Raw genomic sequence first — 17,877 nt, 5'->3', positions numbered from 1 at the left:
TAATCCTGCCATTATTGATCTGCTGATAATTTTGTTGCATTTGCTACAAGTCGACGGGACTTTTAGCCCCTGAACATCAGTGGTAATTTCCCCTCAAATAGTGGCTTATTAGCGTCGTTTAATGTTTTTTAGTGTCGTTAAGTATCGATAAGCGACATCATTTCACCCATGATTTTTTTGGGAAAAATTTCAGTCGCTCGAGCAACAAATGAGCAACAAAAATGTGAAAAATAGTGTTAAACCTCCAAGAAATTGGTGGAGAAATATTAACATAACTTATTAACAATCAGCGTGTTAATTTTCGTAATTAGTGGTTGTTTTGGGGGATTATTTGCCGATACAGGAAATATATATAGCTGTATATCAATGATTTGTGTTGAAAATGATACAATGCAAAAACTAAAATAACATCGGTAGTTACCTCGCCAGTGTTGTTGATAACTTGCCGATTCTTGTTCCATTTAAGGACTGTTATTGGGCGAAATGAATATTTCAGAATGTTGGAGGTTTCGTCAAAACTAAGATCATGATTGAAACGGTCGTCATTATTTTATACACTGCTTTTAAAATAAATATATAGGATGGCTATATAGGTTGCTTGAAAATGGCTTTGGAATAAATATCCAAGGAAATAAACAATATTGACTACACTGCAAGCCCGGTATTATCTGCAAGTTTTAGTATTGCATTGAGCAAATCGTGAAGGTTATATCATGTTTCTTACATGCCTTACTAGTATCTTTCTTGTATTACAGAAAGAAATGAAGTTAACTTTTCTACGGTCACATCCGGATGCAACCTTCTACAGGCCTGTTCAGACTGCTATTCTTTAAGTGCTTCTGGTAACTCGTAAGGGCTTTTGCAAAGCAAAAGGAGCATTCTAAAAGATTATTGACAAGGGGGGAATAGAGGGGCACAACAAGAATCTGATATTCTCCGAGCGATAAGCATCAGGCTACAAATCCATAGTGACTACTGAACAGTTTGAAACGTACAGGTATGGATATTATTCCCAAAATACACAGTTTAAATCACTAGATTAACAAATATGTAATATGATTATAATTTACGTGGTGTATATTTGGCTAACCAAACAATGTATTCTATATCATGCAAATATAGTTTATTAATAATTTTTAATTTGTATAATATATTTTATAAGAAGAGTATGTTTTCTCTATTCATTTGTCTATTTAACAAATGAATCTGCGTTGCCTCATCCCCAACGCACTATGCTAAAATCTTATCAGAATAAATTAACAAATGGTCTCATTTAAAACGCACCATGCCCAGGCTATTGGCTGTAAGCATCTTCCTGAACGCATAGCGGAAGGTAATATGCCATTCTGCTGCTTTTGGCACCATTCAATGGGTCAGACACTCTTTTTTAGTGAAGAACCCGTTAAAGACCATAGGTGCTATCTCAATTTTTGCAATACTTAAATAACTAATTGATAAACTAAACTATTGACTATGAAAAACAATTACTTTTTTATCCTGCTTTTATTCATTTTGAGCGCCTGCTTCTCTGCACGATCCCAGACTTTCGTGCATCCAGGTATTCCGCTATCAGCTTCCGATCTGAGTACCCTGAAAGCGCATGTGCAGGCCGGAGACTATCCCTGGAAACAGGCTTATGATATCCTGGCTGCTGATGGCAAGTCGCAACTGACTTACACGCCACACCCTTTTGCCACGGTTAGCCGCAACCCGAATGTAAATCTTAACCCGTGGAGAGGGGATATGGTTGCTGCATTTTTTCAGGCCATGATGTGGAGCTTAACGGGCAATGAGGAGCATGCTAAAAAATCGAGGGACATTCTAATGGCATGGGCAACTACCCAAACGGAATTTAACGGAATTGAATCTAACCTCGATTTGGGTGATTACGCTTATGCCTATGGCGGTGCGGCCTCTATTCTTCGCGGAAGCTGGAGCGGCTGGACAGCCGAAAATACCACAGCTGTAAAAAACCTGTTTAACAACGTATACTGGCCGCGTACCGGTTGTGCCGGTTATGCTTTAGGACCAGCCAATAAAGGCACATTGAGTATAGCCGGAGGAGCCGCTATCGCCGCTTTTTCTGATGATCCGATAAAAATGGCGCATATCGTTCACCTGATGCGGTACATCGGTTCTACCGGATTTAAAAATACGCTGCCGAGTGGAGAACATGGGGAAAGCGGAAGAGACCAGGGCCATTCTCATGGTATGTGGAGCGGGATGGCCTTTACCGCAGAAGTTTTCTGGAAGCAAGGGATAGACCTTTATTCTGAACTGGATAACCGGCTGCTTGCATTAGGAGAATATTTTGCAAAAACCAACACGGGAAAAACCATCGGCTTTGTGCCTTTTGGTACTACAGACTGGTACTATTTTAATGCTGCACCCTATGGATGGGATGGAGGAAGATGGGGCTTAACCTTACTGCAAAGTGCCTATAAGGTACGTAAAAACATTCCTACCCCTTACATCACTAAAAGACTTAATACCATCCCAGGTCGGTTTGATCCCGTTTATACCTGGTTTTATAAATCTGAGGATAATTCTACTGCTACGGTCCCGGCGCAAACCCAAACTGTCCCTCCACCTACAAAAGTGGGAACAGGCGGTTTAACCGATCTTGATATCGGCACAGCTTCACCAGCAGGTAGCAGTACCTACAACAATAATGTATGGACGGTAAGGGGAAGCGGGACAGAAATATTGACCCATGGAGCTGACGGATTTCACTTCGTATATAAAGAAGTAACGGGGAACTGTTCTATCATTGCCAAAGTGGAAACGGCCGGAGGTGGTGCCCTGAATGCACGGGCAGGGGTAATGCTGCGTTCAGATCTTAGCCCTAATTCTGCGCAAAGGATATGGATTGCTGTTAAATCTGGCAAGCGTGCCGAATCATTTATGCATGGATGGACCGAGGTTAGGGGAGGCTCCAACTGGGAAAAAGCGGAAAGACCAATCCCGCAGGATGCTTATTGGGTGAAAATTGAACGCATAGGTGATGTGATTAACACGTATTACTCACCTGATGGTACCAGCTGGGCTACTGAAGTACAAGGCAGGTATGAAGGTTTTACCGGCACGGCTTATATCGGATTGGCGGTTTGTTCGAACGCAAACGGTGTTTTAAATACCGCTGTATTCAAAAATGTAAGTGTTACCGGCGGGCAAGGTGGAGTAGTTACCTTGCCCGAAGCACCCCATTCTGTATATGCTTATGCCGGAAATAACCAGATGCATCTCCGTTGGCTTTCTTCTTTCGGTGCAGATAGCTATACCGTTAAACGGTCGTCTTCAGTAAATGGGACTTATACCACCATTGCCTCTGGCCTTACGGGGAACAGTTTCAAGGATACAGGTGCATATAACGGCCAGACCTATTATTACAAAGTTTGTGCAGTAAATACAGCAGGTACAAGTCCTGATTCACCAGCAGATTCAGATATGCCTGAGGCACCGCCTGTTCCGCAAATTGTTGGCATACAAGGAGGTATTTATCGTATTATAGCAACCAATAGTAATAAAGCAGTTGGGGTAAAAAATAATTCTACTGCAGAGGGTGCATTGATAGGGCAAAAAACTTACGATGCTACAAGCGGCCAGCATTGGACGATAAGCCAGCTATCGGGTACCGATTACAAAATAATCAATTTGCTTAGCGGAAAGGTATTGGATGTAGTAAACAACGCTATAACTAATGGCGCTGCTATTGAACAACGTACCTATTCAAATACTGATCAGGCCCAGGTTTGGTCGATTAAGGACCGGGAGAACGGAACTTTTAACATCGTAGGTAAACAAAGCCAGAAAGCATTGGAAGTTCCAGGTTCAAGTACTTCAGACGGAACTACAATGAACATTAACAGGTGGCTTGATGGCACAAACCAAATTTTTAGACTGGAGTTGGTTTCTGCACAGGAATTGAGTACGGCTTACCTGAAAAAACTTGCTGAAGCCATCAAGTTACGCGATACCACAGCAACGAGTACCACCAATGTGCCGGGTAAATTTCCGGTAACAGCCAATGCGCAATTAAATGACAGCATTACCTATGTACAGTCTCAATATAATACACAATCTATGGCTGTACAGATAAGCGGTTATATTACCATACTGGACAATGCCATGAAACGGTACTTAGCGGCTAAATATTATCAGACGAATATGCTGGCCGATGGATATTATTATATTAAACCTACTACAAGCGATTCTTTATTTACCAGAAACGAAACCAATACACCTTTATTTGAGCTGGCAAGCACCGATCCATATCTTCAGATCTGGGATGTCAGAAAGCAGAGTAACGGCAGGTACAAAATTTCCTGCCTGAGTACACCCCCTGCAGCTTTTAGCAATTATTTGAGCGAGGGTGCACAATTTGGCCGTAATGTTACGCCCTTTTCGCTGGTCTGGAATTCAATGAATTTTTACTTTGACGGAACCTCGTATGCCATTCAGCGGGCACAAAATGGTGGAAACGGCTACTGGTATCCAAGTGGTAATAAAATACTTACTATAGGTGGAAGCGATAACGACCCCATTCCTTATAGCTTCCCATTCCGTTTTGAACCGGTAGGACCTATCCCGATCAACCTGAAAGCGGCTGGTAACGATGGTAAAAACATCCTGGACTGGGACTCTATCCCGAACAAAACGTATATCGTAAAACGGGCAATGGCATCAGCTGGTCCTTATACTACACTCGCTACGATCAGTACCTCCAAATATACCGATAGTATTGGTGTGAGTAATGGGAATACTTATTACTACCAGGTTGCTTCGCCAGATGGCTCGGCTTCCAGCCCTGTAGTTACGGCCTCGCCAAATGTTGGCCAGCTTACTTACCTCAAATTTGACGAAACAAGCGGACGTGCCGTTGATAGTTGGGGTGCTAAACATGCAACTTTAGCATCTTCGGCAAGCCGGGATACCGGGAAATCCGGAAATGCCCTTAAACTGGACGGTTCGGGGAATGCCTATGCTAGTTTACCTGCAGGTATTGTAGGTAGCTTAAATGATTTCACGGTATCTGCCTGGGTGAAGATGGATGCACTTTCTACCTGGATGCGGGTATTTGATTTTGGTATTGGTGCTACACCGGTTACACAATATATGTTCCTGACCGTCCAGTCAGGAACGCCTACAGTAGATGGCGTGACCACACGGACCATTAGTTACAGGATTAAAAATGGAGGAGCCGAGCAAATAGTCAGTTTTAATTATCCTTTGCAGCTGAATGCCTGGACACATCTTGCTGTTACCCAATCGGGAAATACGGCTCGCCTGTATATCAACGGGACTTTGGTAGCCAGCAACACCGGAGTTACGATTAAGCCTTCTCAGCTGAACGCTGCCGGCACCACTACCGGTACCACGCTGAATTACCTGGGGAAATCGCAGTTTGCTGATCCTATGTTCAAAGGCTCAATTGATGAGTTTAAGATTTATAGTAGGGCCTTAAGTACAACGGAGATCGCTTCGGCATTTACCAGCCAGTCGATCACGATGAATGCCATTGCGCCTAAACTCATGGGGGATGCTGATTTTGATCCTGCGGCTACTACAACATCCGGGCTTCCGGTGACCTATACCAGTTCAGATACCACAGTTGCAAAAATTGTAAATAACAAAGTCCGTGTTCTTAGTACGGGGACAAGCGCGATTACTGCTTCGCAGGTAGGAAATTCAATTTACTGGCCTGCAATTCCGCAATCAAAAGTATTGTCGGTTGCCATTACGAATAATACCCAACCAACTGCTGTGATAGGCAGGCCATTTAGCTATACTATTAGCACTAATGCACTGAGCGATTATACGGCAACAGGTTTACCTGCCGGTTTAAGCGTGAGTGCCTCAAACGGGATCATATCCGGTACCCCAACCGAGTACGGTGTATTCCCGCTGGTGATCGGCGCTGTTAATGATAGTATCCCTGGAAAACAGACCATTACCTTAACGGTAGAGAAGATGGTCAGCAACGCTATTGTTGCTTCGGGAGATGCCAAAAATGTGGTCGAATGGGATGCTCTTCCGGGTTTTAGCTTTAATGTGAAACGTTCAACTGCAATGGGTGGTCCTTATGCAACTTTATCAAATGTAACGACCAATATGTTTACCGATACCGGTGTGAGCAATGGAACTACTTATTATTATGTGGTTACAGCAGTTGATAGTCAGGGTGAAGGTTCTCCCAGCGCAGCAGTAACCGCAAAACCTGCTGCCGGCCAGCTGGTTTACCTAAAGTTTAATGAGACTGGTGGCACCCGCGCTATTGACAACTGGGAGCTACCCACGGAACATTGGCCGCAACCGCAACCCGTGCAACCGGGCAAGATGGAACTTCGATTAAATTAGACGGAACAAGTACTTCTTATGCTACCCTGCCAACAGGAATTGTAAAAACTTTATCCGATTTCACCGTTTCGAGTTGGGTAAGGATGGATGCACTGTCTAACTGGATGCGTGTATTTGACTTTGGGAACAGTACTGCACAATATATGTTCCTTACCGTTCAGCAGGGAACGCCTACTGTAAATGGGGTAAAACTATCAACTGTTCGTTATGCCGCTAAAAACGGCGGGACAGAGTTAAACGTAAGTGCGAACTTTGCTTTCCCCTTGGATACCTGGACACATTTGGCCGTTACCCAATCAGGAAATACAGCAAAGCTGTACATTAACGGTACTTTGGCAGCCACCAATACCAACCTGAACATTAAACCTTCGCAGCTTACCGCTTCAGGTACAACCACAGGCACTACGTTGAATTACCTGGGTAAATCACAGTTCAATGACCCCCTTTTTAAGGGCTCAATTGATGAGTTTAAGATTTACAGCAGGGCACTAAGTGATACGGAGATTGCCAACGAAGGTACAAGCGCTGGCTTCAGCCAATCGGGTAATCTTTCAGGTATACAATCCCGATCAGGTATAATCCCGGCACAAGCCCTTGCTCCAGAATCTTCAAGCAGCAATATCATCTATCCTAACCCGGTTAAAGAGCAGTCTTTCAAAGTGAGGCTTACGCCTAACCTGAGGGATCAAACCATTAAAGTAACGGTTAGGGATGTTGTGGGTAGGATAATGCAGAGCGGAAGCCACCGTGCCGCAGACCGCGACCTGCAGGTAGGCCTTTCCGGAAATTACCGTTTAGGTGTTTATTTCGTGTACCTAAATAACCTGACACCGATCAGGCTGATCGTCGATAAATAAATAAGAATTCCATAACACAAAAGGTTGCTAAAGCAACCTTTTTGTGTTAAAACACCTAGAGACTTCAGAAATAAATGCCTCATTGGAGTTGCTTTAAATACAAGCAGTTAATCTTTGAAAATATATTGTTATTACCAAATTAGCTTAACCCATTTATACATATCCTATGCCGATAAAAACAAAAATGAATAAACTCATGCTTTGCGCTTTAACCATCTTTTGTGGGTGTAGTAAGCCAAGCGTTGCTGAAGATCCGGTAAATTCAGACGGCAGTTTGTCTGGAAAACATATGGCCGTAGCTGCGCTAAAGTTTGTGTTGTTTTAATGTGTTTATTATTAGTGTTTTGTGCCTTTATCCGTCGCTTTAAATCTTGCGATTTTCTAATTAAAACCTCGCAGTTAACAAAATTCCCCTTGTTTTTATCATTTGAAGCATCCCCAGGTCTGAGCTAAAACTATTTTTGACATTAAATCCAGTAACCTTAGGCTATTGACTTGTTATTTTAGTAAGATAAATGTTCACTAGATATAACAGCTAATCATTTTAGACTACTCTTACTTGTTTAAGAAACCATATATAAACTCAGATGAACCGAACAACTTTTATCAGGAAATTGCCTGCTCTCATATTTATGGTAGTTTTCTTTATTAATGGCAGATATTGTTAAATCAGAACCAGCAACTATAGATCATGCATTACATGGGCAAGTTCATAAAGTAGTAACGCAATGAATCTAGGGTCAACCAGATGGTGGCATGTCCGTCCAAATCAGAGGCTTATTGAAGCTACTATAGATTATACAGGCTTGTGAAAATAAAGTAATCCATCAATAGGTGTGCAATTGGCAAGCCTATCAATCAATAATGTTCAGCAAATCTTCCATCATTTCAAATTAACTAAAACATACACTAATGACTCATTTAAAAATGACTCAAAATGAGAGCCGATTCCCCGTCATCCTAAATGCGTTTCTTATATTATCTACTTCATTTTTTAAAAAGAGGAAAGAGATACACCACAACTTAAGGTTTGCTTATCTGAAGTGGTTTTCAACCAGAAGGGGGAATCTCCATTATAACAGTGACGAGTAATGCTAAATGGAGTCTTAAAAAACCTGCAGACTTCTGATCACAGTTAAACCAGATGACCGGAAATGAGGGGACTACAGAATCGAAGTTTACTACGGTACCTAACAGTGCTGGTCTTTGTTCTGCGGTAATAATTGTTATTGCAGACGATGGCAAAGCCAGACGGCTTACGCTCACAGACTAGTAATTTGTTCCCTTTATATTACTCCCCCCTCAAAAAAAGCACCTGATCAGACAGATATGAATAGCACTGAATATAACCTGATGAATTCAGCAGGCTTACCGCCATACCTCTTCAGAATAAACAATTGGAATGGAATTACACAGAAATAATAAATAATCAGGCCTATAATTATAGGTTAGCAATACTTTTTACCCCATAATAATATGAATAAATTTATAATCACAATTTTTTTCCTGCAATTTAGTATTTGTGCAATAGCACAATCTCAGTCAGCCCAGAAACCGAATACCCCGGGTTTCTACACGAATCCAATTTTTTCTGGGGATTATCCTGATCCGAGTATACTGCGCGATGGCGATAATTATTACATGGTTCATTCGTCTTTTGAATATTATCCGGGTTTGTTAATCTGGCATTCAAAAGACCTGATCAACTGGAAGCCTGTAACCCATGCTTTGCACAAGCATATAGGCAATGTATGGGCTCCCGATCTGGTGAAATATAAAAACAAGTTTTACATCTATTTCCCCGCTAATGGCACCAACTATGTGGTTTGGGCAGATTCAATCAATGGCAAATGGAGTGATCCGGTCGATCTGAAAATTAGCAACATCGATCCTGGACATATCACAGATGAGCAAGGCAAAAGATATTTATTCTTTAGTAATGGCGGATTTGTACCCTTGTCTGATGACGGACTATCAATAATAGGTGAGCAAAAGCCTTCTTACAAAGGCTGGCCTATCCCAAGAAACTGGTCAATTGAGTGTTTTTGTCTGGAAGGCCCAAAATTAATTAAAAGAGGAGAATACTATTATATTACTGCGGCCGAAGGGGGAACAGCAGGTCCAGTAACTGGGCATATGGTTGTTTCTGCACGTTCAAAATCATTGCTGGGACCATGGGAAAATTCGCCATATAATCCGATTATCAGAACAAAAGACAATACTGAGAAATGGGCTTCAAAAGGGCATGGTACCATCATTGACGATGTAAAGGGCAACTGGTGGATGATATTCCACGCTTATGAAAAAGACTTTTACAACAAAGGCCGCCAAACTTTATTACTGCCAATAGAATGGACAAAAGATGGTTGGTACAAGGTAAAGAAGGACGTAAATGATAGCGGACCGATTAAAAAACCAAATTTGGCCACCTCTACATCTAACTTTACGCTGAACGATAACTTCGCAGGAAATAAATTGAAGCCACAATGGTCATTTTTCGAGGAACTGGATACCAATCGGTTTAAATTAGCCAATAACAGCTTAACCATTAAAGCAAAGGGAAATGGCGTAGGCAATAGTTCTCCGTTGTTGTGTATTCCTGAAGACCACTCTTATACCGTAGATGTAGAAATGTTAATCGAAGGAAAAGCAACCGGAGGTCTGGTTCTTTTTTACAATAGCGGTGCGTCTTCAGGCATGTTGGCTAACAAAGATGATGTACTCGCTAATTTGCGTGGCTGGCAGTTTGCCGCAGAAAAAGATATAGTCAAAAATCATGTATTCCTTCGTCTGAAAAATATAAATAACACGGTGGATATGTATTATAGCAAGGATGGTGTGAACTGGAATAAAATTGAAAACTCTTTTGAGGTTTCGGCCATGCACCATAATGTATTTAGTGGATTTTTGAGCTTACGGATAGGACTTTGTGCCATAGGAGAGGGGAAGGTAACGTTTAAGAACTTTAACTATAAAGCCATAAAATAATTATAGTTTATTTGCCGATAATATCAGGGAGCCTAATTTATCCAGATTAGCTTTTAAGCCGTCAAAAGAAATTAGTATCACATTTATATATAATTTTTACGGGTCAAAACACCATTCGTGTAAGTTCAATATCACCATCGGGAAGTTTAATGGTGGTATTTTACTTATGTCGAGTTGTAGCGTCGTATTTGCTCAAAATAAGTATCACAACGAAAGGAAACAGTTATTGATTATAATTGGAAATTTTTTTAATTGGCTATAGAGCCTCAGCCAAAAGTAGAGGATTTAATGATACCGGGTGATGCATTATAGCTCTGTCATTCGATTGGAGCATTGAGGAAAAATACAGCGCAAAAACCTACCCTAAAACAGGAGATATCATTTCTTTCATTCAGGAGCTGTCACTTTCCTTTAGCGATATAGCCGACAGAGAGAAAATCAGTTTTAGTTTTCAAACCGATAGAAAGAGCCTGGTTACCTTTTTTGACCATGATAAAATTGAAAGGATACTGTTTAATCTCCTTTCGAATGCTTTTAAATTTACACCACAGGGTGGTAAAGTGAAAGTAAATGGTAAAGAAGGCTGGCAAAAAACACTTTCTATACACCCTGATTTGATTGTTAGTGATGTGAATATGCCCGAAATGAACGGTATTGATCTTTGCCGGAAAATTAAAGCGGATAAGCGTACGGCTCATTTACCTGTGATATTACTTACTGCATTAACTAGTGAAAATGAACAATTGATGGGCCTTGAAACCGGTGCCAATGATTACATGCCAAACCTTTTAACTTTGAGATTCTTTTATCGAAAATAAAGAACTTACTGCAGCAGCAGGCACTTTCAAAAAAAAACTACCAAAAGCAGGTAACGTTTAAACCACTGGAAACAGAAATTGAATCTGTTGATGATAAGTTCATCAGACAGTTGTCTTTTCATATTGAAAAATATTTGTCAGATTCCATCTATACCGTAGACCCCAGAATACGCATTATTAAACTTGATGTAGCCCATTTGACATTTATTAGTCTAATCTGTTAACATATGTATAGGTGATTGTTAACATTTGAGCACCCTCGCTTTTTTTTGTACAGATACCTTTAGAAATAATTTAACCAGGTATAAAACTGTATCTATTTCTATGCAAAAAATTAGGGTGGGCACCGTAATATTTATAGGTAGTGTTCTACTTCAGATAAATGTAAACGGACAGGTAAAAGATGATGTGCAAACAACTTCAGGAGTAGAAATCCCGATTCAAAATTCTGCCTCCAGAATTAAGAAAACAAAACCTCAACAGGTATCTGATCAGATCATTCCTGACGACAGAAGTTTAATGGCTGTAAAGCTATCAGATGCAGCTGTTAAATTTACAACAACCAACACACCCGAGGTGGCCTTAAGTGCTTCATTGTTAACAGTGGAAGTATCCACAAAAGCTGGTTTAATTACTTATTCTGTTACCAAGGGTAAAGTATTACTGGCCCAAACAAAAACCGAGAGACTTTCACTTATCCATAAAGTATTTAACGGAGAGCCGTCCTATCGGGTTTTTCAGCCATTCGATGCGCAGAAGAATGAAACACCTTACGGTTTGGGACAGCACCAGCAGGAAGTAGCACATTTAAGGTCGTAGTGATTACCCCTAAATCAGCCAAGGTATTAGCATTTAAGCAAAAGGCAAACTACAGTCTTACCTACAACGGTAATGCAACTACAATCAAGCGCTAACTAGAAAACCAATATAAAATGAATCAATTATTTATTAAATTTTTAAGAACAGCATGAAAAAGAATTCTATAATTAAAGGAGAACATATTTTTCTGTTGATGTTTCTTTCACTGCTTGTTTTCAGCGAATCTTTGTTTGCGCAGCAGCGCCAGATCGGCGGAAAAGTGACTTCAGCGGATGGGCTCCCTATACCGGGTGCAGTAGTAAAAGTTAAAGGAAAAACCGGTGGAACCGGAACGAGTAGCGAGGGTACGTATACCATTAGTGCCCAGGCAGGAGATATACTCCAGATTAGCTCTGTTGGTTTTGTAAGTAAAGAAGTACCGGTTGGACAAAGTGCTACGATTAACATTAGTTTAGCTGAAGATAAACAGCAACTCGATGAAGTAGTGGTGGTGGGCTACGGTGTTCAGCAAAAGAAACTGGTAACCGGTGCCACCGTTCAGGTTAAAGGAGAAACGCTGCAAAAGCAAAGTACTACTAACGCACTGCAAGGCTTACAGGGGCAAACTCCCGGTGTACAAATCACCTCTACTTCCGGTCAGCCCGGCGAAAACATCAAGGTAACCATAAGGGGTTTAGGTACCATTGGCAATGCATCGCCGCTATATGTTGTAGATGGCGTGCTTACAGGTGATATCACTTATTTAAACTCATCAGATATCGAATCGATCGATGTTCTAAAAGATGCTGCATCTGCGGCTATTTATGGTTCACAGGCGGCTAATGGTGTTGTGTTGGTTACTACACGGCAAGGTAAACGCGGGCAGAAAGGGCAGATTACTTTTGATGCTTACGCAGGCGTACAAAACGTTGCAAAAAAATAGAGTTGCTTGATGCTTCGCAATACGCAGCTTTAATGAGCGAAGCTGCTGTAAACAGCGGCAAACAACCATTGTTTACCAATGATCAAATAAAAGCCTTTGGCAAAGGTACAAGCTGGATGGACGAGATGTTTGTAGACAATGCACTCACACAAAACTATGCACTTGGTGCATCGGGCGCATCTGAAACTTCAGTTTATTCATTGGGTTTGTCTTATACCGGGCAGGAGGGTATTGTAGGGGGTAAAGGCTTGTCTAATTACGAACGCTACAGCTTTAAAATCAATTCAGAGCATAATTTTTATAAAGATATCATCAAAATTGGTCAGCACCTTACCTATACAGATATTAACAATAACGGTATACTGGTTGGTAATCAGTATAATAATACGTTACGTGGTGCATTTAGTGCCAGCCCATTTTTGAAGATGTATGATGAGAATGGAAACTTCTTCGATAACAGCAAATCTACATGGAATAATGGAGAGGCAAATCCTTATGCATTGATGGTATATAACAGCCAGAACAAAAATAATACTCAGCGTATACTTGGCGATATTTATATGGTAATTGAACCGATTAAAAATCTGAAATTCAGAACCAGTTTAGGTATAGATTATAGTGCAAGTGAAAGCCGTTCTTATACCCCTGTTTACAGCCTTTCGGTTTACAGTTATAACCTTGTTAACAAAGCCAGCCAGTCGATGAATAAAGGTAAATCACTAATCTGGGATAATTTGTTGAGCTATAAATTTAAGTTAGGTAATGACCATACTTTTGAAGCTATGGTAGGAAGTTCTGCATACCGTGCAGATGGTTCCAGTATTTTTGGAACTAATACAAATTTGATTGCAGATGGTTTTGATTATGCCTGGCTAAGTAATGCAACAGGTAAAAACATAGCGGGTATCACTATTGGAGGCAGACCTAACGATCCTGATCGCAGGTTATCTTATTTTGGTAGGTTAAATTATAATTACAAAGAAAAATTTTTATTAAATACCACTTTTAGGGCAGATGGTTCTTCACGTTTTGGCCCGGCAAACCGCTGGGGGTATTTCCCTTCTGTTTCTGTAGGCTGGGTAGTAACCAACGAGAGTTTTATGCAGGGACAAAAGGATTGGTTAGACTTTCTTAAGGTCCGTGCCAGCTGGGGGCAGGTTGGAAGTCAAAATATAGATGCGTTTCAATATCTGGCACCAATTAAGCTAAATAATACCAATTATATTTTTGGTCCTACTGAGGGTGTGCTTACTCCTGGCGGCTACCAAGAAAGAATTAGTAATCCTGCAGTGAAATGGGAAACCTCCGAACAGACGAATATCGGATTTGATGCTAATTTTTTGCAAGGCAAATTTGCGTTGAATTTTGACTGGTATAATAAAACGACTAAAGATTGGTTAATAGCCGTACCGATTCTGGCCACAGCTGGCGCCAATCCTCCTTTTATTAATGGTGGTAACGTGAGAAATACAGGTATAGAACTGGCCCTTACTTATAAAAACAAGGTGGGCGAATTTAATTATTCTGTTGGTGTTAATGGCGCTTATAACAAGAACAAAGTTGAAAATATTCCTACTTCCGATGGAATTATTCATGGTGGTGAGAATGAACTGTTCAACAATGCACTTGAGTTCTATCGTGCTCAAACCGGTTTCCCAATTGGCTATTTCTGGGGGTTAAAAACAGCGGGTATTTTTCAGAACGAAGCCGAGGTTCAAAATTACAGATCTGCCAGTGGTAAGGTAATACAACCAACCGCTGCTCCCGGAGACGTTAAGTACGTGGATGTTAACGGAGATGGTATGATAGATAACCTGGATAGGGGCATGATTGGTAATCCGAATCCGAATTATACATTTGGTATCACACTTTCGGGCGATTACAAAGGCTTCGATTTTTCTGTTGTAGCTTCTGGCGTGGCCGGAAATGATATTGTTCAATCCTACAGAAATCCGTCTAGTCAGTTTGGTAATTATACCTCCCGAATACTCGATAGATGGCACGGAGAGGGCACATCGAACACCATTCCTCGCGTAACTGAAGACAACCGGAATTGGAGTAATTTCTCTGATCTGTATATTCAAAAAGGTGATTTTTTAAGGATCAGCAACATCACTGTAGGTTATAATCTTGGCAAAGTATTTAAAAAGAGCTACCTGAAACAGGTAAGGTTATATGCTGCTGCATTAAACGTTTACACCTTTACAAAATACGATGGAATGGACCCGGAGATAGGTTATGGTACTCAGGGATTCGCGTCTGGTATCGATTTGGGTTATTATCCAAGACCAAGAACGTTCATGATAGGAGCCAATCTTAAGTTTTAACTACAAGATCATAAAAATATGAAAACTATAAAAATATATGCTGTAGCACTGAGCCTTTTATCTTTAGGCGCCTGCAAAAAAAGTTTTCTGGATACTAAGCAAGTGACAGCAGTAACAGATCAAAATTTTTACAAAACACCAAAAGATGCATTTACTGCACTTGTTGGTTGTTATGACGGGTTACAGGTGGTGTGGTCTGAGGGGATTGCTTTGCCCGTCGCAGCTGAAGTAATGTCTGACAATACTTTCGGTGCAACCGGAAATTCTGATGGTTTTGGTTACCAGATGATTGATGAATTTGATAAGTCGCGTTCGCCATCAGATCAAAATTTATATAATCGAAACTGGGTTTTGTATTATAGGGCGTTGTTTCGCTGCAACATGCTACTGAGTAAACTAGATCAGATAGAATGGGGTAGCGATACCCAGTTAAGAAAAACATACGAATCTGAGACTCGCTTTTTGCGTGCTTACCTGCTATTTGATATGGTTAGGCTTTGGGGAAACATTCCATTGTTAACGGCTCCATCTACCGAAAATATACCACAAAGTAATCCAGATGAAGTTTATAAGGTAATTGCCAACGATCTTAAATTCGCTGCAGCAAATTTACCGGAAGTTGCTTACCCGGCTCAGGCGGTAGCCAATCATGGTAGGGTTACCAGATATGCTGCAGAAGCCCTGATGGGTCGCGTATTCCTGTTTTACACAGGTTACTATGCAAAGGCAGATTTAGTTGGTGTTGTATCTAAATCAGAAGCCCTTGCATATCTTGAAGATGTAATTACAAAAGGCGGGTATGGTTTAATTGAGAATTTTGCCAACTTATGGCCTGCTGCATCACTAACGTCTTATGCAGGTGAAGATAATAAGGAAACCATTTTTGCAATAAAATATACGTATACAAGTGATTATGCTGGCAATACCGATGGCAACCATTGGATGGTAATGATAGGTATCCGTGAGCAGGCACTTTACCCGTATGGAAACGGATGGGGTGCTGAAACTGTAAACCCTAAACTATGGAATGCATATCTGCCAACTGATACAAGAAGAGCAGGTTCCATCATTTCTATTGTCGACGAAAAACTCCCCTTCACAAATCAAAAAGGTCAAAGAGAATATACTGGCTACTATGTAAAAAAATACAGCCCAATGATCGGTTTAGATGGCAAGCCCCTGCCAGAGGCAAATGGTAATCCCAACTTCCAGATTGGTCAGTTCCAGGATTATGTATCTATCCGTTATGCTGATGTATTATTGATGGCAGCAGAGTTGGGAAGTGGAAATGCCCAAACCTATTTTGATGCTGTTAGGCAGCGTGCATATAAAGATGCATTTACACCGCTTGCAATAAGCCATGATAACATCATTAAAGAACGCAGGCTGGAATTTGCTTTCGAAGGAATACGCTATTATGATTTATTGCGCCAGGGAATAGATAAAGCAGCCCAGGAAATTGCCGAAACTTCAACCGTATTAAATGGTGGGGTAAGTACAGAGAAAAAAATATCTGCTGCAAATATCATGGCTACAAAAGGTTTGCAGCAAATACCATACACCCAGATCGGGCTTTCTAATGGAACATTAAAACAAAATGCAGGCTGGTAAAAGATCATTTGTTTTAATTATTAAGGTAGATAATAAATATTAACCAGGGACCGTTTAGTCCCAAAAAAAAATCAAAAAATGGACAAATTCAAACAGGTACAGGAAGTAATCGCTTCAGTTGAGGCTGATGTAGCGAAATTTTATGGTGGTGGAAATGGGGCAGCAGGTACACGTGTGCGTAAAGCAATGCAGGCCCTTAAAACTTTGGCTCAGGAGATCAGGGCCGAGGTTACTCAGAAAAAAAACAACGCAAAATAAACAGGAAACTGTTTTGCGAAATAAGGCCACTGGTAGAGACCAGTGGCTTTTTTTGTTTGCGCCCGTCACAGGCGCAAACTCTAGGGTGAATGTCCCGAGTCATATCATGTTGTTCCGTGATATGAATATTTAGTGGTATGAACTGAAGGAACAGCATCAAATATTTTTTAAGTTGATGATATTTAGATCTGCTGTTACCAGCGAGATTCTTTGCACATGCAATAACTATTTTGCTATAAAAAATCTTAACTTTTCTTAAGACAGATTGGGTTCTTTGCAATGAGGGATGGCGAGCTGCTGGCGATGTTGATCGGTTCTGGAACGCCCAATGAATCGGCAATTGATTTATCCTGTCGGATATTGGAGAGTGTGGGTGGGGATTTATGGAATTTGGCAGCGCTGGATGTTTCCGGGCTTTGCCGTTTCACCGGATGGGGATTGCTAAATCATCCTTGGTTATTGCGGCGATGGAACTGGCCAGGAGATTGAACCGGGCTGTTTTGTGATGAAGTTGTTTTGCCATGGCCTCTGGTCGGGGCTTTTTTTGTTTTTTTCTTCTAGGCTGGGAGAATAGGTGGGGGTAAATGCTGTTAATGCACTTTAAGTGCTCAAAATTTTGCTTCTACCTTTTTGAGCACAAATTTCTGAACCATCCATTTTCCGTCAAGACCGGTGCCCTGCGGGTTTGCGGAAAAAAATCTTCCCTGCTTCGCTGCGCTCGCGAGGTTTTTTTTTCGCAAAGTCTTGTCTTGAAAAATGGATTGTGTTCAGGTGAGGGTGACTATCAAAAAGGCAGGAGGCTCCTGCCGACTGATATTTTTAAACCCATAGTATCATGAACACGGAAAAATGCAGAAGCCCACCGATCCTAGTTTTTTGATCTTGCTAGCGCCATAGGCGTTCAGGAGATTGGCTGCTGA

General features: G+C 41.1%; 10 protein-coding genes. All 10 read left to right on the top strand.

The features are described from left to right. Positions 1-1,473 precede the first annotated feature (1,473 nt). The 10 genes from H9N25_RS10805 (at position 1,474) to H9N25_RS25435 (ending at position 17,446) form a co-directional block, all read left to right on the top strand. Positions 1,474-6,357 (top strand): RICIN domain-containing protein, encoded by a 4,884-nt coding sequence (locus H9N25_RS10805; protein WP_190328898.1) that lies wholly within the window; start codon positions 1,474-1,476, stop codon positions 6,355-6,357. Next, complete coding sequence (locus H9N25_RS10800) at positions 6,303-7,214, top strand: LamG domain-containing protein (protein ID WP_190328897.1); 912 nt, start codon at positions 6,303-6,305, stop codon at positions 7,212-7,214. The genes H9N25_RS10805 and H9N25_RS10800 overlap by 55 nt, the downstream gene beginning before the upstream one ends. Before the next feature lie 1,476 nt (positions 7,215-8,690). Further along, complete coding sequence (locus tag H9N25_RS10795) at positions 8,691-10,202, top strand: family 43 glycosylhydrolase (protein WP_190328896.1); 1,512 nt, start codon at positions 8,691-8,693, stop codon at positions 10,200-10,202. A 560-nt stretch (positions 10,203-10,762) separates the two neighbouring features. After that, positions 10,763-11,020 (top strand): response regulator, encoded by a 258-nt coding sequence (locus H9N25_RS24570; protein WP_223833705.1) that lies wholly within the window; start codon positions 10,763-10,765, stop codon positions 11,018-11,020. Between the two features lie 324 nt (positions 11,021-11,344). Next, positions 11,345-11,839: a hypothetical protein gene (locus H9N25_RS10785; RefSeq protein ID WP_190328895.1), complete on the top strand. Its 495-nt coding sequence runs from the start codon at positions 11,345-11,347 to the stop codon at positions 11,837-11,839. 148 nt (positions 11,840-11,987) lie between these two features. Then, the gene (locus H9N25_RS24565; RefSeq protein ID WP_223833704.1) at positions 11,988-12,761 is read left to right on the top strand and encodes a TonB-dependent receptor plug domain-containing protein; all 774 of its coding nucleotides are present in this window, start codon (positions 11,988-11,990) and stop codon (positions 12,759-12,761) included. A gap of 32 nt (positions 12,762-12,793) precedes the next feature. Then, positions 12,794-15,088, top strand: coding sequence for a SusC/RagA family TonB-linked outer membrane protein (locus H9N25_RS10780; protein WP_255524624.1), 2,295 nt, complete (start codon positions 12,794-12,796; stop codon positions 15,086-15,088). A gap of 18 nt (positions 15,089-15,106) precedes the next feature. Next, positions 15,107-16,699: a RagB/SusD family nutrient uptake outer membrane protein gene (locus H9N25_RS10775; protein ID WP_190328894.1), complete on the top strand. Its 1,593-nt coding sequence runs from the start codon at positions 15,107-15,109 to the stop codon at positions 16,697-16,699. Between the two features lie 78 nt (positions 16,700-16,777). Continuing rightward, positions 16,778-16,957 carry a histone H1 gene (locus H9N25_RS10770; protein ID WP_190328893.1) on the top strand — a complete coding sequence of 60 codons (180 nt, stop codon included), beginning with the start codon at positions 16,778-16,780 and terminating at the stop codon, positions 16,955-16,957. 264 nt (positions 16,958-17,221) lie between these two features. Continuing rightward, on the top strand, positions 17,222-17,446 hold the full coding sequence (locus tag H9N25_RS25435; protein WP_407947454.1) for a UPF0758 domain-containing protein: 225 nt from the start codon (positions 17,222-17,224) through the stop codon (positions 17,444-17,446). The last annotated feature ends 431 nt before the right edge of the window (positions 17,447-17,877 follow it).

The sequence above is a fragment of the Pedobacter riviphilus genome, from assembly GCF_014692875.1.
GTDB lineage: Bacteria > Bacteroidota > Bacteroidia > Sphingobacteriales > Sphingobacteriaceae > Pedobacter > Pedobacter riviphilus.
The sequence above is the reverse complement of the archived record's forward strand: the minus strand, read 5'-3'. Positions and strand labels throughout refer to the sequence as shown.